Origin of the sequence: Tumebacillus avium (assembly GCF_002162355.1) — a bacterium.
GTDB lineage: Bacteria > Bacillota > Bacilli > Tumebacillales > Tumebacillaceae > Tumebacillus_A > Tumebacillus_A avium.
On sequence record NZ_CP021434.1, the window covers coordinates 4,100,889 to 4,126,490 of the forward strand.

The 25,602-nt window shown below is 61.3% G+C and carries 2 protein-coding genes; both read right to left on the minus strand.

Going from position 1 to position 25,602, the window contains the following annotated elements:
• Positions 1 to 7: 7 nt before the first annotated feature.
• A complete protein-coding gene (locus tag CBW65_RS19145; protein WP_087458202.1) occupies positions 8 to 24,388 on the minus strand; it encodes a non-ribosomal peptide synthetase in 24,381 nt (8,126 codons plus the stop codon).
• A gap of 257 nt (positions 24,389 to 24,645) precedes the next feature.
• Positions 24,646 to 25,575, minus strand: coding sequence for a bifunctional helix-turn-helix transcriptional regulator/GNAT family N-acetyltransferase (locus CBW65_RS19150; RefSeq protein ID WP_087458203.1), 930 nt, complete (start codon positions 25,573 to 25,575; stop codon positions 24,646 to 24,648).
• Positions 25,576 to 25,602 lie beyond the last annotated feature (27 nt).

A 25,602-nucleotide genomic window follows, 5' to 3' on the forward strand; every position in this document is an offset into this window, starting at 1 on the left:
GTTTGGTCTATTTGTTGCGTTTGTACGCATCGCGGGATCGGCTTTGGATCTTCGGACGGGCCGCCTCCGGTGCGGGCTGTACGCTGCGCTCGCCGATCACTTTTGCGAAGTCGCCGATATTTGGCGCTTTCAGCAGTTCGATCAACGGCAGCTCCAGGCCAAACTCCTGCCGGACGCGGGAGATGATCTGCGTCGCCAAGAGCGAGTGGCCGCCGAGTTCAAAGAAGTTGTCGCCCATCCCGACGCGCGGCAGGGAGAGCACTTCGGCCCAGATCGCCGCCAGCTTTTCTTCCACCGGCGACTGCGGGGCGAGATATTCGCGCTCTTCAAACGCGGCATGCTCCGGCGCCGGCAGTGCTTTGCGGTCCACTTTGCCGTTCGGGTTGAGCGGCATCGCTTCCAGCACGATCAGCGCGGACGGAATCATATATTCGGGCAGTCTGTCTTTGAGATGCGCACGCAAGGTGTTGGCGTCGATCTCCTGCCCTTCTGTTGCCACGAGGTAGGCGAGCAGTCGCTTGTCGCCGTTCGTTTCACCGACAACCACGATCGTTTCGGCGACCGTCTCATGCTGGACGAGCACCGTTTCGATCTCGCCAAGCTCGATGCGGAAACCGCGGATCTTGACTTGGTTGTCGATGCGGCCGAGGAACTCCATCGTCCCGTCGGCAAGGCGGCGCACCAAGTCGCCGGTGCGGTACCATCTGCGGCCGTCCTGCTCGATGTATTTTTCGGCTGTCAACGCATCTTGGCCGTAATAGCCGCGCGTAACGATCGGGCCGCCGATGTACAGTTCGCCCGGCACGCCGACCGGGTTGACGCCGCCGTACGCATCGCAGATGCGCAAGTTGGCGCTCGGCAACGGGCTGCCGATGTAGAACTTGTCGAGGAGCTGGTTGCGCTGCACGGCGTATTGCGAACAGATGATCGTGCCTTCGGTCGGACCGTAGAGCACGTGAATCTGCGCGTTTTGGAACACTTCGTGCATCAGGGCCAGCAAGTCGGGCGGAACGGCGTCGCCGCCGATAAAGATCAGGCGCAGGTTGGCAAAACGCTCCGACGGCACAGCCGCCTCGCGGATCGTCTGCACGATCTGGCGCATCAGGCTCGGCACGGTGTGAATCGCCGTGTACCCTTCCATGTCCTGGATCAATTGCGGCAGGTCGAGCACATGCTCGCGGGCCAAGATTGCCGTCGTACCGCCGCACAGCAGCGGGTTGAACAGTTCGAAGAGCGCGATGTCAAACGCTGCCGACGCGATCCACGGCATGATGTCTGCCGCTTGGAATGCGAACTGCGACTGGCTGGCACCAAGCGTTGCGGCGAGGTTGCCGTGTTCGACCATGACCGCTTTCGGACGTCCGGTCGAGCCGGACGTGTAGATCATGTAGGCCAGATGATCGGCGGTCGCTGCGGAGACCGGATTGGTCACCGGCTGTTCTGCGATCTGTCCGGCATCCCCGTCGATCAGCACCACATGGGCGTCTGTCGGCGGCAAATTCGGCAAGAGCGCTGCTTGGGTGACCAGGATCGGCGCGCCCGAATCTTCGAGAATCAAGCTGATGCGCTCCGGCGGATAAGCGGTGTCGAGCGGCACGTAGGCAGCCCCCGCCTTCCAGATCGCCAGCAGGCCGACCGCCAAATCGAGCGAGCGTTCCACGCAGAGCGTGACCAGCACGTCCGGCCCGGCGCCGAGCGTTTGCAGATGATGGGCCAGTGAGTTGGCGCGCTCGTTCAGCTCGCGGTAGGTCAAGCTCTCTTCGGCAAACGTCAGTGCGATGCGCTCCGGCGTTTGTTCCGCCTGCGCTTCGAACAACTGGTGAGTCAGGGAACCCTGCGGGAAATGCAGGGAGGTCTCTCCCCCATCCAGCAGTTGCTGTGCTTCCACTGCGGAGAGCAACGGCAGCGCGGCGATGTTCTGCTCTTGATGTTCCACGATGCCCTGCAGCAGGTTGGTGAAGTGTCCGATCATGCGCTGCACCGATTCGCGGTCCCACAGATCGGTGTTGTATTTCATCAGGCCGACCAGCTCTGCCCCGTCTTCGTGCATCGCCAGTTCGAGGTCGAATTTGACAAATCGGTTCTCGGCTGCCAGCGGCACAAACGACAGGTCGGAACGCTGCAGTTCGGTGACCGGCGCGTTTTGCAGGGCGAAGAACACTTGGAACAGCGGCGAACGGGATACGTCGCGTTTGGGCTGGAGCTCTTCGACCAGTTTTTCAAACGGCACATCCTGATGCGCGTAGGCGGACAAGGCCGTATCGCGCACCCGGTGCAGCAAGTCGCGGAAGCTCGGGTTGCCGGACAGGTCGCTGCGCATGACCAGGGTGTTGACGAAGAACCCGATCAGCCCTTCCGTCTCCTGGCGGTTGCGCCCGGCGATCGGCGTGCCGACCGCGATGTCGTCCTGGCCGCTGTAGCGGGCCAGCAAGGTCTGGTACGCGGCGAGCAGGGTCATGAACAGCGTCACGCCTGCGGTGCGGCTCAGCTGCTGCAAGCCTGCGGTCAGCGCTTGGGGCAACGTAAACGTTTCGGTGGCGCCAGCGTGCGTCTGCACCGGCGGGCGCACCCGGTCGGTCGGCAGCTGCAGGACCGGCAGTTCGCCGCCGAGCTGGTGTTTCCAGTAGTTCAGCTGCGCGTCCAGCGTTTCGCCTTGGAGCCAGCTGCGCTGCCATGCGGCAAAGTCTGCGTATTGGATCGGCAGTTCGGGCAGCTCGACCGGCTGGCCGGTGCTGAACCCTTCGTACAGCTCGGCGATCTCGCGGACGAACACGCTGAGCGACCAGGCGTCGGAAATGATGTGGTGCATGGTCAAGAGTAGGACATTATCTTCCGCGCTCAGTTTGAGCAGGCGGCTGCGCAGCAGCGGGCCGGTCTTGAGATCGAACGGCGTCGCCGCTTCTTCTTGCAGAAGGCGCAACGTTTCCGCTTCCTGCTCTGCTGCGGGCAGAACCTGCAGGTCAAGTACAGGCAGCGGCAACTGCGCAGGTTCGGCAAACACTTGCACAGGTTGTCCGTCTTGTTCGGCGAACGTGGTGCGCAGCGCTTCGTGGCGCGCCACGATGGCGTTCAAGCTGTTTTCCAGCGCGGAGTGATCCAGCGTTCCGCGCAGGCGCATCGCCATCGGAATGTTGTAGACCGAAGTGCCTGGCAGCAGCTGATCCATCAGCCAGAGCCGTTGCTGTGCAAAGGACAGCGGAATCGGCTGTGAGCGGTCGAACGGCGTGATGGTGACCGTTTCGGCACCGCCCTCCCCGGCCGTCTGCGCCAGTTGCAAGGCGATGCCGGCAACGGTTGGCGCTTCGAACAGCAGGCGCAGCGAGATGTCTTGGCCAAACGCTTCCCGCATCCGCGAGACGGCCTGTGTCGCCAACAGCGAGTGGCCGCCAAGCTCAAAGAAATTGTCGTGGATGCCAACTTGGTCGCGGCCGAGCACATCTGCCCAGATCGCAGCCAGCACTTCTTCTTGCGGCGTGCGCGGCAAGGTCAGGTCGGATTCGGCGGTCAGCGCTTGCGTGCTGTCTGGCGCCGGCAGTGCGCGACGGTCGACTTTGCCGTTGCCGGTCAGCGGAATGCTTTCCAGCGCCACAAAGGCGGACGGGATCATAAACTCCGGCAGCTGCTCTTTCAGGAAGGCGCGCAGGTCGCTGATCTCCGGTGCGAGATCGCTTCCCGGCACCAGATACGCCACCAGGCGTTTGTCGCCCGGCTGGTCTTCGCGAGCGATGACCACGCACTCCAGGATTTCCGGGTGCTGGGTGAGCACGGCTTCGATCTCGCCAAGCTCGATGCGGAAACCGCGGATTTTGACCTGTTCGTCGATCCGGCCGTAGTATTCCAGTTCGCCGCTTGGCAGGAGGCGCGCCAAGTCGCCCGTTTTGTACAGCTTCTCTCCGGCGCGGAACGGATGCTCGATAAAGCGTTCTGCGGTGAGATCCGGACGGTTGAGATATCCTCGTGCCAAGCCTGCCCCGCCGACGTACATTTCCCCGGCGACGCCCAGCGGAGCCGGTTCGAGATGCTGGTCGAGCACGTAGACTTGCAGGTCGGGGATCGCGACGCCAATCACGCTGCCCGCTCCCTGCTCCACATCTTCAGAGGTCAGGACGCGGTAGGTGACGTGTACGGTCGTTTCGGTGATGCCGTACATGTTGACCAGCTGCGGTTGCTGGTCGCCGTGGCGTTCATACCACGGTTTCAGGCTTTGCAGCTCCAGCGCTTCCCCGCCGAAGATCACGTAGCGCAGCGCCAGATCATCCTGGCTGCCACGCGCTGCTTCCGCTTGCATGAGCTGGCGGAACGCGGACGGCGTTTGGTTGAGCACGGTGACTCGTTCTTGGACGAGCAGTTCGCAGAATGCTTCAGGCGAACGGGACACCCAGTACGGGACGACGACCAGTTTGCCTCCGTACAGCAGTGCGCCCCAGATCTCCCAGACCGAGAAGTCGAACGCGTAGGAGTGGAAGACCGTCCAAACATCTGTTTCGTCAAACTGGAACCAGTGCTCGGTCGCTTCCATCAGGCGGCCGACGTTGCTGTGCGGGATCAAAACGCCCTTCGGCTTGCCGGTTGAACCTGACGTATAAATGACATAGGCCAGCGTGTCTGTTGTCGCGCCGCTGTGCGGATTGTCACCGCTTTGAGCGGCGATCAACTCCCAATCGCGGTCGATGCAGATCGCAGCCGCATTGTGCGGCGGCAGCGAGCCCAGATGGCTCTCCTGCGTGACCAGCACGGAAACCTGCGAGTCTTCCCGCAGGAACGCGAGGCGCTCTTGCGGGTAGGACGGGTCAAGCGGTACGTAAGCCCCGCCAGCTTTCAGAATGCCGAGGATGCCGACGACCATCTCCAGGTTGCGTTCGACGCAGAGCCCGACTAAGGACTCCGGCCCGATGCCTTGTGCCTGCAGGTGGTGCGCCAGGCGGTTGGCCCGCTCGTTGAGCTCACCGTAGGTCAGCGAACGATCTTCATAGACGACGGCGGTGCGCTCCGGCGTTTTGGCCGCCTGCGCTTCGAAGCGCTCATGGATCGTTTGCGTCTGCGGGAAGTCGGTCAAGACTTGCTGCCAGTTGAGCAGACCTTCGCGCTCTTCGGCGGTGGTCAGTTGCAGGTTGGCGATCGGCTGCTTCGGCGCTGTGACTGCCGCTTGCAGCAGCGTTTGGAAATGCTCTGCCATGCGCTGGATCGTTTCGGCTTCGAACAGCCCGGTGTTGTATTCCAGCGTCGCCCGCATGCCGTCCGCGCCGTTTTCTTCCAAGGTCAAGGTGAGGTCAAACTTAGCAAAATGGCGTTCCTGTTCGAGCGGACGGAGCGTGATGCCCTCCAGCTCGATGGCGGGAACTGGCGCATTTTGCAGGACGAAGCAGACTTGGAACAGCGGCGTGCGGCTCATGTCGCGCTCCGGCTGCAGCTCTTCGACCAGTTTTTCAAACGGCACGTCTTGATGCGCGTACGCCTGCAAGGCGGTTTCTTTGACGCGTCCGATCAAGTCGGCAAATGTCGGTTCGCCCGACAGGTCGGTGCGCAGGACAAGCGTGTTGACGAAGAATCCGATCAACGGCTCGATCTCGCGGCGGCCGCGCCCTGCGATCGGCGTGCCAAGCAGGATGTCGTCTTGGCCGCTGTAGCGGTGCAGAAGCACATTGAACGCGGCGAACAAGGTCATAAACATCGTCGCGCCTTGCTGCTGGGTCAGCCCTTCCAGTTTCTGCATCACGCTGCCCGGCAAGGTGAAGTGATGCAACGCACCGTGGTTGGTCGCCAGCGCGGCGCGTGGACGATCGGTAGGCAGTTGCAACACCGGCAGCGAGCCGCCGAGCTGCTGTTTCCAATAGCCCAGTTGTTCGGCGAGCACACCGCTTTGCAGCCAGTTTGTCTGCCAGTTGGCGTAGTCGGCATACTGGATGTCCAGTTCCGGCAGCGGTGTTGTTTTGCCTTTTGCAAAAGCGTCGTACAACGCAGTCAGCTCTTCAACAAACACGCCGACCGACCAGGCGTCAGACACGATGTGGTGCATCGTGACCATAGCGAGATGTTCGTCTGCGCTCAGTCGAACCAGCTGCGCCCGCACGAGCAGGTCGGAGGTAAGATCAAACGGCGCGGTCGCTTCTTCGCGCATCAGGCGGAGGGCTTCTGCCTCCCGCTCTGTTTCGCTCAAACGGCTGAGGTCGGTGACCGGCATCGCAAGCTCTGCGTGCGGTCGAATCACCTGCACCCCTTCCCCGCTGCTTCCTCCTTGGAAGTTGGTGCGCAGGGCATCGTGGCGGTCGACGATCGCTTGGAACGCGCGTTGCAGGACCGCTTGGTCCAAGTTCCCGGTCAGGCGCACGGCCAGCGGGATGTTGTAGACGCTGTTGTGCGGATCGAGCTGATCGATGAACCACAGGCGCTGCTGTGCAAACGACAGCGGAAGCTCGCCGTGGCGCGGCGCTTTTTCAATCGGCAGTTCCTGCCAGCTGTGGGCAAGGCTGCTGTCGTCAAGGCCGGCTGCCAGCGCGGCGATCGTCGGACGTTCGAACAGCGTGCGCAGTTGCAGGTCGACGCCCAGTTCACTGCGCATCCGCGAGACAACTTGCGTGGCGAGCAGCGAATGGCCGCCGAGGGCAAAGAAGTTGTCGTGGATGCCGACTTGCTCCTGTTTCAGCAGGTCCTCCCAGATCTTCGCGATAATGATTTCCGTTTGCGTGACTGGCGCGGTGTAGGCGGTGGTGTCTGCCTGCGTTTTTTCCGGCTTTGGCAAAGCTTTGCGGTCGATCTTGCCGTTCGGAGTGAGCGGCAGAGCATCGAGGAAGACAAAGGCGGACGGCACCATCGCCGACAAGAGCCGGTTGTCCAGGAACAGGCGCAGTTCTTGTGCGGTGAGCTCCTGCCCCGGCTTGGTGACAACATAAGCGGCGAGGTAGGTCTCGTGCTGGTCATCTTTCCAATCCAGTACGGTACAGGTGTCGATTCCTTCGTGACGGGCCAGCGTCGAGGTGACATCGCTCAGCTGAATGCGCACGCCGCGAATTTTCACCTGGTCGTCGAGACGGCCGAGGATCTCCAGCGTCCCGTCAAGGCGGTAACGGCCACGGTCGCCCGTGTGGTACAGCAGGTCGTTTTCATCGCTGACGTGCGGATTTTGCACGAAGCGTTTGTTTTCTTCCGGCACGTTGATGTAGCCTTTGGTGCGGAACGGCGTGCGGATGACGATCTCGCCCGCTTCTCCGATGCCGCAGAGGCGGCCGTTTTCGGAGCGGATCAACGCTTGCGTCTGCGGCAAGGTCTGCCCGACAGGCTGAATGCCTGCTTGCGGCGCTTGCGGCACGACGTAGAAGCATTTGGCAAGCGTTGTTTCGGTCGGGCCGTACAGGTTGACGACTCCTCCGGCACCAGGGAACGCCGAACGCCATTTTTGTACAAAGACGTCGGTCAGCGGCTCCCCTGCCGAGAACAGCAGGCGCAGGGCTTGCAGCGAAATGCCTTGCGGGCGTTCGCTCAGCCAGGAAGAAGCCAAAGACGGCACGGTGTGCAGGATCGTGATCCCTTCCCGTTCCAGCCACGGCAGGATCGCGTCGGCGCTCAGATCGTCGATCGCATCGGGCAGACAGAGCGTCGCGCCGCTGGTCAGCGGCAGGAAGATGTCGCGGAGCACCACGTCGAACGACAGGTTGGTCAGTTGGGCGCTGCGGTCTTGCGGACTCACGCCAAACTGTTCACGCTGCCAGTTCAAGAAGTGGCTCAAGCCTTGATGCGTGCCAAGCACGCCTTTAGGCACCCCAGTCGTGCCGGATGTAAAGAAGATGTAGGCGGAGTCCGTTTGCGACAGTTGCGGCATGAAAGCTGCGGTGTCGCTGTTGGCATCGCCTTGCAGGCGGCCGGTGTTCGGATCGACGATCATCGCTTCCGGCATCACCGCCGCTGTGTCTTCGCTTACGAAGAGCACGCGTTGCGCGTTTGCTTCGCGAAGCATCAGCTCTTGGCGCGACGACGGCAGGTTGTGGTCGACGGCGAGCAGCACGCCGCCGCTCATGAACACGGCCAGCATCGAGGCGATGAAGCCGAAGCTTCTGTGCCCAATCACAGCGACCGTTTCTCCGCGTTCGATGCCGCTGGCCAACAGTTCACGGGCGAGTTCGACGGCACGCGTTTGCAGCTCGTCATACGTCCATTCGTTTTCGCGATGCTTCACAGCGACTTTTGCAGGCGTACGGATGGCCCACGCGGCGACTTGCTCCTGCACCAGCGCTTGCTCCGGAATCGGCAAAATTTTGGCCGGGTCTGGCAGCAGCGCTTGTGCAGCTTCTGTCCGCAGGGAGTACAGGGCAAGCGGCTGTGCGGCATCGTCTGCGATCTGGCGGAGCAGATGGTTGAACTGGCGCAGCATTTCCGCCATGCGTACATCGCTGAAGCGGTCTTTTTGGTAGACCATCTGCAGTTCGAGGCCGTCCGGGTTGTCGTGAATGTACAGGGTCATCAGGAACTTCGACTCCTGCTCGCCAACCGGCGCTGCGGAGATGGAAAGCCCCGGCAGTTCGGCGTCGATCTGCGGCAGATTCACGAAGTTGACCAGTACATCAAAGATCGGGTTGCGGTGCAGCGTGCGCTCCGGCTGGAGCTCCTCGACCAGCTTTTCGAACGGCAGATCCTGGTGCGCGTAGGCGTTCAGCGTCACTTCGCGCACATTGGCCACCAGTTCGGCGAAGGTCGGGTTGCCCGACAGGTCGGTGCGCAGCGCCAAGGTGTTCAGCATCAGGCCGATCAAGCGTTCCGTCTCCACGCCGCCGCGTCCGGCGATCGGCGTGCCGATGATGATGTCTTCCTGCCCGGACAGGCGTGCGAGCAGCAGTTTGAACGCGGCGAGCAGCGTCATAAACAGCGTAGCGCCGCTTTGACGGCTCAGCGTTTGCAAGGAGGCAGTCAAGTCACTGCCCAGGCTGAGCGTTTGCATGCCGCTCCCCTCTGCCCCGTTTGCCGCACCGTCCATCGGCAGTTCCAGTCGTGGCAAGGTGCCGCCAAGGTGGTTTTTCCAATAGGACAGCTGGGCGTCGAGGACGTCGCCTTGCAGCCAGTTGCGCTGCCAGACCGCGTAGTCGGCGTACTGGACAGGCAGTGCGCTGAACGGAGATGGCTCCCCTTGCGCAAACGCCTCGTACAGCGCCGTGAACTCTTGGGCCAGCAGCCCGATCGACCAGCCGTCCGAGACGATGTGATGCATCGTCGTCAGCAGCAGATGCTCGCGCTCGCTCATCTTGAGCACGGTGACGCGCAAGAGCAGATCTTGCGTCAAGTCGAACGGACGGCAGGTTTCCTCTTCGGTGATGCGCAGCGCTTCCGCTTCTGCATCCTCTTCCCCGCTCAAGTCGAGCACGTTGACTTGCAGCAGGCGTTCTTCGGCAACCACCTGCACCGGTACGCCGTCTTGCAGGCGGAACGAGGTGCGCAGCGCTTCGTGGCGGTCGATGATCGCTTGGAACGCCGCTTGCAGCGCTTCGAGATTCAGTTCCCCTTGCAGGCGCAGTGCGCTTGGCATGTGGTAGGCGCGGTTGCCCGGTTCGAGCTGATCGATAAACCAGAGCCGCTCTTGGGCAAAGGACAGCGGGCTGTTCGTGCCGCGCTCCTGCGGCACCAGTGGCGGTGCCTGCAGGTGTTTGTCACCGAGGCGCTCTGCTTCGACAAGGCGCGCCAACGCTTCGATGTTTGGCGCTTCAAACAGCGTGCGCAGCGGCAGATCGACGCCAACCGCGCTGCGGATGCGGGAGATCACCTGCGTCGCCAGCAGCGAATGGCCGCCGAGTTCAAAGAAGTTGTCCTGAATGCCGACACGCTCGCGGCCAAGCACTTCACCCCATACGGAGCACAGCACTTCTTCCAGCGGCGTGCGCGGCGCGGTGTAAGACGCCGCTGCCAGCGCGGAGGAGTCGGGAGCCGGCAGTGCGCGGCGGTCAACCTTGCCGCTTGGCGTGAGCGGGAGATGATCCAGCGTCACGACAGCTTGCGGCACCATGTACTCAGGCAACTTGTCTTTCAAATAACTTCTCAGTTCAGATGTGTTGAGTTCGGAACCTGTCGCCCCAGTCACGTAGGCGGCCAGACGCTTGTTCCCCGCTTCATCCGCAAAGGCGATCACCGCTGCGTCGCGAACGTCCGGGTGTTGGGTCAGCACAGCTTCGATCTCGCCAAGCTCGATGCGGAAACCGCGAATCTTGACCTGGTTGTCGAGACGGCCGAGGTATTCGATCGTGCCGTCTGGCAGCCAGCGCACACCGTCGCCCGTTTTGTACAGGCGTTCTCCATCAGCAAACGGGTTTTGTAGGAAGCGCTCTGCGGTCAGGTCATCCCGGCCGAGGTAGCCTCGTGCCAGCACCGGTCCGCCGAGGTACAGTTCGCCTTGCACGCCGACCGGAACCGGCTGCATCGACGCATCGAGCACGTAGACCTTGGCATTGGCGACCGGACGTCCGATCGACGGCAGCAGCGGCCAGGATTCGGCCGCGCCGCTCAGCGTGTGCGAGGTGACCACGTGGCTTTCGGTCGGGCCGTATTGGTTGCTCAGCGTGCAGTTCGGCAACTCCGAGAAGAAACGGCGGATCGCTGTGGTGATCTGCAACTGCTCCCCTGCTGTGATCACCTCTTGCAGATCGCGCGGATACAGATTGCGCTCGGCGCAGATCTCCGCCAGATGTTGCAGGGCGATAAACGGCAGGAAGAGCCGTTCTACTTTTTCGGCGATCATCACGTGCGGCAGTTCGAGCAGGTTTTGGCGCAGAGCTTCTTCGATCAGCACCAGCGTCCCGCCTGCAGAAAGCGTCGCAAAGATCTCTTGGAACGAAACGTCGAAGTTCAGCGACGTGAACTGCAAGGTGCGGGCGTCCGCTTTGCGGGATTCGCCCTGCTGCCAGGCCAGCAGGTTCGCGACCGGGCGGTGCGGCATCGCCACGCCTTTCGGGCGGCCTGTCGACCCGGAGGTGTACAAAATGTAGACCAGATCGTCGAGCGTGGCCTGGCTGACCGGATTCTCCCGGCTTTCTTCAAGCAGCGAAGAGTCGGTGTCAAGCTCGATCACCTGTACGCTTTCCGGCACTTCGGCCGCCATCACGCCCTGCTGGGTCAGCAGGATCGGGATGCGCGTTTCCTCCAAAATGAAGCCGAGGCGGTCTTTCGGATATGCGGGATCGAGCGGCACATAAGCGCTGCCTGCCTTGATGATCCCGAGCAGCCCGATGATCATCTCCAGCGAGCGCTCCATCGACAGTCCAACCGGCACATCCGGCCCCGCTCCGAGCTTCTGCAGGCGGTGCGCCACTTGGTTGGCACGCAGGTTCAGCTCGCGGTAGGTCAACTGCTGTCCGTTAAAAGTAACGGCAGCTGCGTCCGGCGTGCGATCCGCTTGCGATGTCACCAGTTCGTCGATGCGGGACAGAGGCAGGTCTTCCTTCGTATCGTTCCAGTCGAAGAGCAGCTGTTGACGCTCTTCCGCTCCCAGCCATTGCAGTTCGGCGATATGCTGGTTCGGCTGTGCGACTGCCGCTTCGAGCAAGGAGACAAAATGTCCGATCATGCGGTTGATCGTCGTGCGGTCGAACAGGTCGGTGCTGTATTCGAGCCAGCCGGACAGCGTGCCATCCGCTTGTTCGTGCACCAGCATGTTGAGGTCAAATTTGGCTGTCTGGCTGTCCACCTCAAGGTGCGACAGAGTTACGCCTGGAAGTTGTGCCTCTGCGTGCGTTGCGTTTTGCAGCACAAACATCGCTTGGAACAGCGGCGAACGGCTCATGTCGCGCTCCGGCTGCAAAGCCTCGACCAGTTTTTCAAACGGCGCGTCCTGATGCGCGTACGCTTCCAGCGCGGTCTGTTTGACGCGGTGAAGCAGTTCGGCGAACGTCGGCGCACCGCTCAGATCGGCGCGCATCGCCAGCGTGTTGACGAAGAAGCCGATCAGATGCTCCGTCTCTTGTCGCGTGCGTCCCGCAATCGGCGAGCCGACCGCAAAATCTTCTTGGCCGGTATAGCGGTGCAAGAGCGTGAAGTACGCGGCGAGCAAGGTCATGTACAGCGTGGTGCCGTGCTGCTGGCTCAGCGATTGCAGACGTTCGTGCAACGCTTGGGACAGCGCAAACGGCTCTGTCGCGCCCCGGTAGGTCTGCACCGCCGGGCGCGGACGGTCGGTTGGCAGCTGCAGTGCGGGCAGATCGCCCCCGAGCTGCTTTTTCCAGTACTCGATCTGCCCGTCCAGCACTTCGCCTTGCAGGCGGGATTGCTGCCAAGCCGCGAAATCGGCATAGTGAACGGTCAGCGGCGGCAGCATCGCGGCGGTGCCGGAGACGAACGCTGTGTACAGCGCGGTGAACTCCTGTGTAAACACGCCGAGCGACCAGCCGTCGGAGATGATGTGATGCATGTTGACGATCAGCACATGTTCGTCACTGCTCGTCTGCACCAGCCCGAAACGCACCAGCGGGCCTTGGGTGAGGTCGAACGGCGTGGTGGCTGCCGTTTCGATCAAGCTGGCCAGCTCCGTTTCGCGCTCCCCTTCCGGCAGATGACGCAGGTCGCGCTTGAACAGCGGCAAGTCGATTTTTTCAGAGATCAGCTGCACCGGCTGGCCGTCTTGTTCGGCAAACGTGGTGCGCAGCGACTCTTGATGGTCGAGGATCGCTGCCAGCGTCTGCTCCACCGCCGCTTGATCGAGGTCGCCTTGCAGGCGGACGGCAAGCGGCATGTTGTAGACAGCCGGGTTGGCGAGCAGGCGGTCGAGCACCCAGAGGCGCTGTTGCGAGAAGGACAGCGGCAGCGCTTTGCTTCTGTCTTGACGCGCGATCGCGCCGTGCGCGGCAGGTTCAGCCGCTGCGGCGTCGATCTTCAGCGCCAGTTCGGCGACCGTCGGAGCTTCGAACAAGGCACGCAGGTGCAGTTCGATGCCAAATTGTTCGTTGATGCGCGACAAGACCTGTGTGGCGAGCAGCGAATGGCCGCCCCGTTCAAAAAAGTTGTCGTGCACGCCAACTTGGTCAGCACCGAGCACGGTGGCCCAAATGTCGGCCAGTTGCTGTTCAACATCGTTGCGCGGCGCGGTGAAGACGGCCGATTCTTGGGTTGACCAGTCCGGCACTGGCAGCGCTTTGCGGTCCACTTTGCCGTTTGGCGTCAGCGGAAGCGCGTCGAGGATCACAAAGGCGGACGGAATCATATAGTCCGGCAAGCGCTCTTTGAGCAAGGCGCGCAGAGCTGCCGTCTCAATCGCAGAGGTATCTCCTGCAACATACGCGACGATGCGCTTGTCGCCCGGCACGTCTTCGCGCACGAGAACGACAGTTTCACGAATCGCAGCATGCTTGATCAAAACGGCTTCGATCTCGCCAAGCTCGATCCGGAAGCCGCGCACCTTCACCTGATGGTCGATGCGGCCGAGGTATTCGAGGCTCCCGTCAGGCAGCCAGCGCACAAGGTCGCCTGTCGCGTACATGCGTGCGCCCGCTTGTGTCGAGAAGGGGTCCGCGATAAATTTCTCGGCGGTCAGCTCTGGCTGCCCCAGATAACCGCGGGCCAGACCGTCGCCGGCCAGATACAGCTGACCGGGCACGCCCTGCGGCACGAGCAGCATGTTGGCGTCGAGGACGTAGGCTTGCGTGTTGGCCAGCGGGCGGCCGATCGTCGGCGCGGTCTCCGCTGTTTTGTCGACCAGGGCGTATGTCGAATAGGTCGTATCTTCCGACGGACCGTAGAGGTTATAGACCTTCTGCACGGTGCCAAGCGCATACAGCTTCTGCGTGACATGCAGCGGAAGCGCTTCGCCCGCCAGGTTGACCGTGCGGACGCTTTGCGGAATTCCGTTTGTGCGCAGCAGTTCGGCGATCGCCGACGGGACGGTGTTGATCAGCGTCACTTCGTCTTTGGCGGAGAGTTGCGGCAGGTACAGCGCATTTTCCGCCAAGATCACGGTGCCGCCCGCAGACAGCGTGACGAACAGCTCATACACCGACAAGTCAAAGCAGATCGAAGTCGAGAACAGCACGCCGGACAGCTCTTCTGCCGAGTACACCTCTTGCGCCCAGTGAACCATCGTTGCCGCGCTGCGGTGCTCGATGGCCACCCCTTTCGGACGGCCGGTCGAACCGGACGTGTAGATGACGTAGGCGAGATTGTCCGCTTGCACGGCCGAAACCGGCTCGTCGGACAGCCCTTCCCCAGTCAGCGGCAGGCACAGCGGATCGGCTGTGCACGACGGCAATTCAGCCAGCAGGTGCTCTTCGGTGAGCAGCACCATCATCTGCGCATCTTCCATCGTGTACAGGACGCGCTCCTGCGGATAAGCCGGATCGAGCGGCACGTACGCCCCGCCCGCTTTCAGCACGGCGAGCATGCCGATGATCATCTGCGCGGAACGCTCCATGTAAACGCCGACCAGCGTCTCCGGGCCCACGCCCATCTGCTGCAGGCGGTGTGCCACGGAGTTGGCCTGCTCGTTCAACTCGCGGTAGGTCAGGCGCGTCTCCCCTGCTGCCAGCGCGACGCTGTCAGGCGTCTTCGCCGCTTGCATCGCGAACAGCTGATGCAGGCAGAGGTCTTGCGGGTAATCTTTTGCCGTGTTGTTAAACCCGGTGAGCAGCAGTTCTTGCTCGGCGTCAGACAACAGCGGCACTTCATGAATCGAGCGTGCCGGATCTTGCGCCAGCGCGGTCAGCAGCAAGGTGAAATGTCCGGCCATGCGCTCGACCGTCGCCGCGTCAAACAGATCGGTGTTGTATTCGAACGAGCCTTGCAGTCCTTCTTCCCGCTCGACAAAGGCCAGCGTCAGGTCAAATTTCGCCGTCGTGCTGCCCAGCTCCACCGGTTCTGCCTGCAGCCCGGGCAGATCGAGCTGCGACAACGGAGCATTTTGCAGGATGAACATCACTTGGAACAATGGAGAGCGGCTCAGGTCGCGTTGCGGCTGGATCACTTCGACCAGCTTTTCGAACGGCACGTCCTGATGGCCGTACGCTTGCAGGGCGGTCTCTTTGACCCGGCCGACCAGCTCGGCAAAGCTTGGCGCGCCCGACAGGTCGGTGCGCAGCGCCAGCGTGTTGACGAAAAAGCCGATCAGGTCTTCGATCCCTTCCTGGGTGCGCCCGGCGACCGGAGATCCGACCACGATGTCCTCTTGGCCGCTATAGCGGGCAAGCATTGCGTTAAACGCAGCCAACAGCGTCATGAACAGCGTCGCGCCGTGTTCGCGGCTGAGCGTGTTCAGCTGTTGGGTCAGACCGGCAGGAAGTGTAAACGCATATTCGGCGCCGTTGTACGTCTGTACCGCCGGACGCGGGCGGTCGATCGGCAGCTGCAAGAGCGGAAGATCGCCTGCGAGCTGCTCTTTCCAGTACTGCAACTGGGTCTCCAGCACGCCGCTGTCCAGCCAGTCGCGCTGCCAGGCGGCATAGTCTGCATATTGCACAGCCAGCGGCTGCAACTGAGCTTCCGCGCCGGTGGCATACGCTTCATACAGAGAAGTGAACTCGCGGACGAACACGCCCATCGACCAGCCGTCCGAGACGATGTGGTGCATGTTGAGGAACAGCACGTGCTTCCCCTTGCCCAGCGTCACCAGCAGGAAGCGCACCAGCGGGCCGTTTTGGAGATCGAACGGGCGGTCCGCTGCTTCGCGAAGCAGGTTGTGTAGTGCGAGTTCGCGCTGTGCAGCGCGTTTCGCGGACAGGTCCGCTTTTTCCACGACGAGCGTCTGGGCATCGGCGATCTGCTGCACCGGCTCGCCGTTCACTTTGGCAAACGTGGTGCGCAGTGCTTCATGACGGTCGAGGATCGTCTGCAAGCTCATTTCCAGCGCTTCAACATGCAGTGTGCCGTTCAAGCGCAACGCAAACGGGATCGAATACACGCTGGAGCCCGGCATCAGCTGATCGAGCACCCACAGGCGCTGCTGCGAATAGGACAACGGCAGGTTGCCGCGCTGCGTGCGCTTCGAGATCGCCGTCTGCGCCGCTTTTTCCTGCGTTTGGAGTCCGCGCGCCAGACGTTCCACCGTGCCTGCTTCGAACAGGGCGCGCAGCGGCAGCGAGATGCCAAAGGCGCTGTTGATGCGGGAGATCGCCTGTGTGGCCAGCAGCGAATGTCCGCCGAGCTCAAAGAAGTTGTCGAGCACGCTGACTTGCTCCGTGCCCAGCACGTCTGCAAAAATCGCGGCGATCCCCTTCTCGTGTTCATTGCGCGGCGCGACGTACTCGCTCTGTGCCGCATAGTCCGGCTTCGGCAGGCTGCGGCGGTCGACTTTGCCGTTTGCTGTCAAAGGCAAGGCAGACAGCGCGACGAATGCGGACGGCACCATGTAGCCCGGCAGCCGTTCGTTAAGATAAGCGCGCAACGCTTCTTCGTCAAAATCGGCCGTGTCGTGCGGCACCACATAAGCGGCGAGGCGTTTGTCGCCGGGGATGTCTTCCCTGGCAATGACAAGCGCTTCCTGTACGGTCACATGAGCGCCAAGCACCGCTTCGATCTCGCCCAGTTCCACGCGGAAGCCGCGGATCTTGACCTGGTTGTCGATGCGGCCCATGAATTCCAGCGTGCCGTTTGCCAGCCAGCGCACGAGGTCGCCCGTCCGGTACAGCCGCTCATCCGCTTGGAACGGATGCGGCACGAATTTCTCGGCGGTCAGCTCCGGCTGGCCGAGATAGCCGATCGCCAAGCCGTCGCCGCCGATGAACAGTTCACCCGGAACACCGATCGGCGCAAGGCGCATCCCGGCATCCAGCACGTAAACGGTGGTGTTGGGGAGCGGGCGGCCGATCGGCACGCTGTCGCCGATGAGATCTCCGTGCGCCATGCGGTGCGTCGTGGCAAACGTCGTGCTTTCCGTCGGACCGTACCCGTTGATCAAAATGGTGTCCGGCAGCTCGGCCAGCACTTTGCGCACATGACCCGGCTGCAGCGCGTCACCGCCGGCCAGCAGTTGGCGCACGCCAGCCAGATCCTGCAGGCGCTCGTCGACCATCTGGTGGAACAGACCGGCTGTCAGCCACAGGGTGGTGATGCCCGTCTCGCGCACGAAGCGGCCAAGCTCCTCCAGCGAAGGCAGATGAGCCGGGAAGATCACCAGCTTCGCCCCGTTGAGCAGCGGACCCCAGATTTCAAACGTGGCGGCGTCAAACGAGATCGAAGCGAACTGCAAGAACACTTCCCGCTCGTCAAACGCTGCGTAGTCCGTGTTTTTCACCAGGCGCAGCACCGCCTGATGCGGAACGGACACACCTTTTGGCTTGCCGGTCGAACCGGACGTGTAATTTACATAAGCTATGTTATGTGTACTACCTTCTGTTTCCAGATTAGCAGCACTTTCCGCTGCGATCTCTGCGCGAGCTTCGTCAAGGCAGATCGTCTGCAGATCCTCAACCGGCAATTGCTGCAGCAGGCGGCTCTCCGTCAGCAGCACCTCAACTTGCGAATCGGCAAGCAGATGGCGCAGACGGTCTTCCGGATAGCTGGCATCAAACGGCACATATCCCGCGCCTGCTTTGAGAATCGCCAGCAGGCCGATCACCAGATCGAACGAACGCTCCATGCAGAGACCCACCAGGCTTCCCGCTTGCACGCCTTGGCGCTGCAGGTAACGGGCCAGGCGGTTCGCCTGTTCGTTCAGCTCGCGATAGGTGAGCGTCTCCCCTGCAAATTCAACGGCGATGCGCTCCGGCGCCTTGCGAACTTGCTCGGCAAACTGCGACTGAATCGTACTGGTGCGCGGATAGTCGCGTGCCGTGTCGTTCCAGGCGGCCAGTTGCTGCTGTTCCGCCGCAGTCAACAGCGGCAACTCGTCGATCAGCTCGTCAGGTGCTGCACAGATCGCTGTGACCAGCGTTTCCAAATGGCCGGCCATGCGCTCAATCGTCGCGCGGTCAAACAGGTCGGTGTTGTATTCAAACACGCCGCTCATCCCCGACTCCTCTTCGGTCAAGAACAGGGTCAGGTCAAATTTGGCTGTGGTCGCGTCCAGTTCGGCAGACGCAAGCGTCAGGCCGGGCAGCTCCAGTTGCGAAACCGGGTTGTCCTGCAGGGCAAACATGACTTGGAACAAAGGCGTACGGCTCATGTCGCGGTCGGCGGCCAGCTCTTCGACTAGTCTTTCGAACGGCACATCCTGATGCGCATAAGCGTTCAGGGCGGTCCCCTTCACCCGTTCCAGCAATTCGGCAAAGCGCGGCGAGCCCGACAGGTCGGTGCGCAGCACCAGCGAGTTGACGAAGAACCCGATCAGATCTTCCGTCTCGCGGCGTGTACGGCCAGCGATCGGCGTGCCGATCAAGAGGTCCTCCTGGCTGGTATAACGGCTGAGCAGCAACGCAAACGCGGCATGCAGAGTCATAAACAGCGTCGCGCCTTGTTGGCTCGCCAGCTCTTGCAAGCTATCGCGGACATGGTCGCTCCAAGTAAAGCGCACCGCCGCCCCGCGATACGTCTGCACCGCCGGGCGCGGACGGTCGGTCGGCAGCTGCAAGACGGGCAGTTCCCCGCCAAGCTGCTGTTTCCAATAGGCGAGCTGTTCGTCCATCGCGCCGCCGGACAGCCAAGTGCGCTGCCAAGCTGCGTAATCGGCATATTGCACGGCCAGTTCTTCCAGCGGAGAAGCTTCTCCCGCCGCAAACGCTTCATACAATGCGCCGAATTCGCGAATCAGCACGCGGATCGACCAGCCGTCCGAGACGATGTGATGCATGTTCACCGTCAACAGATGCTCTTGTTCGCCGATCTGCAGCAGTGTAAAGCGAATCAGCGGCCCTTGCGTGAGATCGAACGGTTTTCCCGCCTCTTCCTGTGCCAAGCGCAGCGCTTCCGCTTCCCGTTCCGAAGCAGCCAACTTACGCAGGTCGACAAAAGTCAAAAGATCCGATACCTGCTCAGCAATCACTTGCACCGGCTCGCCGTTCACATCGGCAAACACGGTGCGCAGCGGCTCATGGCGCTGGACGATCTCTTGCAGCGTCCGCTCCAGTGCATCCAGCTGCAGATCTCCGCTCAGGCGCAGCGCATACGGCATGTTGTAGACCGCTTCCCCGCCGAGCAGCTGTTCGACCACCCACAGACGCTGCTGTGCAAACGACAGCGGCAAGTTGTTGGCGGTGCGATCCAGCCTGTCAATCGGGGCATGGCCCGCTTCGCCGTCCCCTGTCGCATCCAATTGGGCGGCCAGCTCAGCGACGGTCGGAGCTGCAAACAAGGCATGCACCGGCAGGCGCTGGCCGAACGACTCTTGCACGCGCGACAAGACTTGGGTGACGAGCAAGGAATGCCCGCCCAGTTCAAAAAAGTTGTCTTGGGCGCCGACACGCTCTACGCGCAGCACCTCTCCCCAAATCTGGGACAAACGCTCTTCTGTAGGCGTGCTCGGAGCCACATACGCCTGTTCGGAAGCAAATGCCGACCAGTCCGGCTTCGGCAGGGCTTTGCGATCCACTTTGCCGTTTGGCGTCAGCGGCATCGCTTCGAGGATGACAAATGCCGATGGGATCATATAGTCGGGCAGCGTCCGCTTCAACAGCGCTTTCAGTTCCCCGCTCTCTACGCCCGTCTTGCTGGCAACATACGCCACCAGCCGTTTATCGCCGATCATCTCCTCCTGCACCAGCACAAGCGCCGCCTGCACGTTCGGGTGTTGCAAAAGCCCTGCTTCGATCTCGCCCAGCTCAATGCGGAAACCGCGGACTTTGACCTGGTGGTCGATCCGGCCGAGGTATTCCAGCGTGCCGTCCGCCGTCCAGCGCGCCAAGTCGCCCGTCGCGTACATCCGCGAGTTGGGGTCGGCAGAGAACGGGTTGGCAATGAACTTTTCCTTCGTCAGCTCTTCGCGGCCGAGATAGCCGCGCGCCAAGCCCCGTCCGCTCAGATGCAGCTCGCCGGCCACACCGATCGGCACCGGCTGCTGCTGTTTGTCGAGCAGGTAGACTTGCGTATTGGTAAGCGGACGCCCGATCGCAGGCGCTGTCAAAGCGCCACGCTCCATCAAGGCATAAGTCGAGTACGTGGTGTCTTCAGACGGCCCGTACAGGTTGTAGACATTTTCGATCGACGGCAGACCGTACAGTTTTTGCACCAGTACCAGCTGCAAAGCTTCCCCGGCCAGATTGACTGTGCGCACCGACTGCGGAATGCCTTCCATGCGCAACAGTTCGCCGATCGCCGACGGAACGGTGTTGATCAGCGTAACCTCGTCTTTGGCAGGCAACTGCGGCAGATGTAGCGCATTTTCCGCAACGATCACTTTGCCGCCCAGCGACAGCGTGACGAACAGCTCGTATACGGACAGGTCGAAGCAGATCGAAGTGGCAAACAGCACTCCGGCCAGCTCGTCAGCCGCGTATTCAGCTTTGGCCCAGTGGATCAGCGCAGCGGCGCTCTTGTGCTCGATCGCCACGCCTTTCGGTTGGCCGGTCGAGCCGGACGTATAGATCACATACGCCAGATTGTCTTCCGTCACCGAAGCGGCTGGATTCTCAGCCGATTCCTGCTGTAACCCCTCGCGCAGTTCATCGAGGCGCAGCACATGGGCGCTGTGTGCAGGCAGGTCGCCCGCCAGGCTCGCCTGTGTCAAAATCGCCTTCATCTGCGCATCTTCCATCGTGTAGGCGATGCGCTCTTTCGGATACGCCGGGTCAAGCGGCACATAAGCGCCGCCCGCTTTCAACACGCCGAGCATGCCGCAGACCATCTCTGCGCCGCGCTCCATGAAAATGCCGACCAGGGATTCCGGTCCGACACCGAGCTGCTGCAGGCGATGCGCGATCCGATTCGCCTGTGCGTTCACTTCGCTGTAGGTCAGCCGCACTTCCCCGTCGATGACCGCGACGGCATGCGGGGTCGCCGCGGCCTGCTGTTCCACCAGCTGGTGGATGCACAGCCCTTGCGGATCATTGACTGCCGTGTTGTTGAACGTATGCAGCAGAGTCGCTTTTTCCTGTTCCGGCAAAATCGTCAACGCGCTGACCGATGTGTCGGCTGCTTCTGCGATGCTTGCCAGCAGCGTCTCGAATTGGCGGGAGATCCGCCCGATCGTCTCCGGCGCAAACAGGTCGGAGTTGTATTCAAAGCGACCGGCCAGTCCGTCGTTGGTCTCTGCCATCGTCAAGGACAGGTCAAATTGCGCATGGCGCTGCTCCAGTTCCAAGGATTGCAGCGTCAAGGCACCGGCGGCAAGCAGTGCGCCCGCTTCGCCAAGCGAGAATCCGGCCATGCCTTCCAGCCCGGCCAGATGCGATTTTTGATAGGTAAACATCGCCTGAGCCAGCGGCGGATAGCTGGGGTCACGCTCCGGCTGCAACAGTTCGACCAGCAGCGGGAACGGATACTCCTGATGTTCCAGAGCGCCCACGACCGTCTGGCGCACGTCGGCCAGGAAGTCGGAGAAGGCGGTTTCTTGGGCAAAGTCTGCCCGCTGCACCACCGGGTTGACAAAATAGCCGATCACGGCGGCGTCTTTGGCGCTGCTGCGGCCGGTGGTCGGCGACGCGATCAGCACCTCTTCCTGTCCGCTGATCCGGTGCAGCAGCACTTGGAACGCGGCGAGCAGCGTCATGTATAAGGTCGCCCCTTGCTCCGTGGCCAGTTTCTTGAGCGCAGCGGAGAGCGCGGCAGGCAAAGCAAACGAACTGGCTGCTCCGCGATAGCTTTGCACCGGCGGACGGGGACGGTCGGTCGGCAGGTTCAAGACCGGCAGATCGCCGCCGAGCTGTTCGCGCCAGAAAGACTCCAGCTCCTGTCGGCGGCTGCTGTTCAGCATCGTCTCCTGCTCGCGGACATAGTGCGCGAAGGAACGGGACGTTTTTGCAAGTGGCACCGTAGTTCCTTGCACGGCCGCCTGATACAGCGCCTGCAATTCCTGCACCAGCACGCCAAGCGACCAGAAGTCGGAGATGATGTGGTGGGCCGTCAACAGCAGCACCGATTGGGAGTCTCCGCGTTCAAACAGGTGCACGCGCAGCGGCGCGTCCAGTGCCAGATCGAACGGTCGGTTGGCTTCTGCGGACAGTGCATCTTGCAGTTCTGTTTGGGACCAAGACCCTGCATCGATCACGGTCAAGAGATCTCCATTCGCCTCCAGCACCACGCCAACCGGTTCGCCGTCCTGTTCCACAAAACGGCTGCGGAGCAGTTCATGGCGCTGTTCCAGCTGAGCAAATGCCGTGTGCAGCGCGGCACGATCCAGCGGCGACAAAATCTTGGCCGCGCGTGCGATGTTATACGCCGCGCTGTCCGGCGCGAGCTTTTGCACAAACCACAGCGCACGCTGGCCGTGCGACAGGGCAAACGGCCCTTCCGCTTCCCCGCTCTCCGCCGCTTCCAGCTCCAACTGGACGCCCGCGGTCAGCTGCAGGGAGATGTCTTCCGCCAGTTCGGCAAGGCTGGGTCCGGCCAGCAAGCGTGAGAACGGCACGGGCACGCCAAACGTTTCTTCGACCACATGCTTCAATTCCACAGCGATCAGCGAATCAAGACCCAGCGTATTTAAGGATTGATCCGGATGCACCGCGCTTTGCGGCACGCCAAGCGCCCGCGCTGCCTTTTGGCCCAGATACGACCGCAGCGCCGCTTGGCGCTCCATCGGCTCGGCTGCGAGCAGCCATTCACGGGTCAACTCCGGCATGCCGTCAGCTTGCGTTTCCGCATCCAGCACGAGTTCAGACGCCGAAGCTGCTTCGGCATCCGCGTTCAAGATATCGGAAAAGACCACATCAAGCGTGCCGTCGAGGAAGTTCTCGCGGCATTTGTGACGCTGCACTTTCCCGGATGAAGTTTTCGGAATCGACACCGGTTTGATCAGCACCACCGCATAGACTTGCAACTGGTGTTCTTCCGATACCGCCTGACGAATCTTTTGCGCCACTTCCGCGAGGTTCGACTTGCGGTGGGTGCGCTCGATCTCCTGAACGACGACCAGGCGCTCTTCCCCGTCGACTTCGACCGCGACAGCCGCGCCGTTGCTGTTTTTCACCGCCGGATGGCTCTCCTGCACGGCAAACTCAATATCGTTCGGATAATAATTGCGGCCGCGAATGATGATCAGGTCTTTCAGACGGCCGGTGACATACAGCTCCCCGTCGTGCAGGAAGCCAAGGTCGCCGGTGCGCAAAAACGGACCTTCGCCCGTCTCTTGCAGATAGGCGCGGAACGTTTCTTCTGTCTGCTGGGGGCGCTTCCAGTAGCCTTGCGCCACGCTTGGTCCGCAGACCCAGATCTCGCCGACCTGTCCGTCCTGGCACAGCGAGCCGGTCTGCGGATCGGCGACCACCACTTTTTGCCGGACAAGCGCCACACGACCGGAGGAGACCAGCGTGCGGTCACCTTCTTGGGCCGTCTCAATAGCCACTGCCCGGTTGTCTTTTAACGCGCCTCCATCAAAGGAGTTGGCGATTGGCGCTTCCGAGCTGTGTCCGCCGGTGACGAACAAAGTCCCTTCCGCCAAGCCGTAGCACGGATAAAACGCCTCTTTTTTAAAACCGCACGGCGCAAAAAATTCGGCAAAGCGATCCAGCGTTTCTTGGCGGATCGGCTCAGCCCCGGTGAACGCGATTTTCCACGAGCTCAGATCGAGTGTGTCGCGCTGCTCCGGCGTGATTTTTTGCAGGCACAGTTCATACGCAAAGTTCGGGCCGCCGCTGACCGATGCGCCCAACCGGGAGATGATCTCCAGCCATTTCAGCGGACGCTGGATAAAATCGACCGGGGCCATCAGCGTGACCGGGTAGCCGGTGAACAGCGGTTGCAAGATACCGCCGATTAAGCCCATGTCGTGATACGGTGGCAGCCAGATCACGCAGTTGGAATCGGGAGACGTGCCGAAGCAGTCTTGAATCAACTCCAGGTTATGTAACAGGTTGCCGTGTGTTAACATGACCCCTTTCGGCAGCGAGGTGGAACCGGATGTGTACTGCAAAAATGCGAGCGAGTCGGACGTCAACTGCGGCGCCTGCCACAATTCGCCCAGCTCTTCCGTGCCTTCCGCAGTCAGCCACGTCAGCGCCGACAACTCGGGAGAATCGCCAAAGCGATTTTCCACAGACGCCAAAATGGCCGGCGTGGTCAGCGCGAGTGCAGCTTCGGAATCGCTGACGATCGCCTGCAAGCGGCCGAGATGCCCGTTTGCGCGCGGCGGATAAGCAGGCACAGGAACAACGCCCGCGTACAAACAGCCGAAAAAGGCAGTGATGTATTCCAATCCTGGCGGGTACAGCAACAGGGCGCGCTCGCCGGCGACCTGCCGCTGCTGCAACAGGGCAGCCAAAGACCTGGCGCGCCGATCAAGGTCCGCATAGGTAAAGACCTGTTGCGATCCGTCTTCGTTTAAAAACGAATACGCCGCTTGCGTAGCCTGCATCTCTGCACGCCGCTGCAACAGGTCGACCAGTGTCGAGAATGTGCTCTTCGCTTCCATTCTTGTAAACCCCTCCGTAGAAAATAATCATAATAATATCAAATTGATAGATAATTAAGTAAGAAAGTAGACAGTGTCGTAAGTTATAATATACTGTGGAAAATTGATAATACCTTCCTGATTGAATATAAATAATAAGAGATGTTGCGGACATTTCCGTTATATTGAATGAATTCTATTGATGAAACTAAACAGAAAAAAGGAACTTCCCCCAGTATGAGGAAAGTTCCTTAAATTTTCCATTTAGTCAATTCCTGTTACAATTTCAACTCCCAAGTCTCCCCGATCAAACCTTCGCCAAAGTCGTTGTGCGGCTCGGCAGCCACTTTTTCAAACCCTGCTGTCTGATAGATATGCCTGGCCGTATCCAGCACCGAGTTGGTCCACAGCACCAGCTTTTCATAGCCGGCCCGCTTCGAGAAGCGGATGCATTCATCGACCAAGCGCTTGCCAAGCCCTAAGCCGCGCGCGGAAGGCTCGACGAGCAGCAGGCGGAGTTTGGCCACCGTGTCGCTCGCTTGCACCACAAAGACGCTGCCCACGATCTCCCCGTTCATCTCGGCGATCCAGCACCGTTCCTTGCCCGGGTTGAAGTTGTTGACAAAATCAGCGCAGATCTGCGCGACAAGAGCTTCGAAGCGCTCGTCCCAGCCGTACTCTTTCGCGTACAGCACGCCGTGGCGGTGCGTGATCCAGCCCATGTCACCCGGCTCGTGCGGGCGGAGATAATACGGTTCGGAAAATTTGAGTCCTTTGTCGAGCACGCTTTCGATCGTATGCATCGCTTTGAGCAGGCGTTCCTGATCTTCTTCGGTCAGCTCGACCAGCATTTCCCCGACCTCGTCGTTGGAGAGCTGTTCGAGCAGATCGGACGCTGCGTTGCCCTCGGCAGTTAAATGAAGATAACGCTGCCGTCCATCCGTTTCGGAGCGCACCTTTTCGATCAGTCCCTGTTGTTCCAGCCGGGCTAAGATGCGGCTGAGATAACCGGCGTCGAGGCCAAGTTCCCGCGTGAGATCGGATGCGGTCAGGTCGTCGCGGTGTGCGAGTTCAAACAAAATGCGGGACTCGGTCAGCGAATAAGGGCTGTGCAGCAGGCCTTCGCGCAAGACGCCGAGCTGGCGGGTGATGAAACGCTTAAAATGCCGAACAGAGTGAATCCGGGAGTCGAGCGTAGTATCAGACATGATCCTGCCTCCTTTTTCCTCTATTGT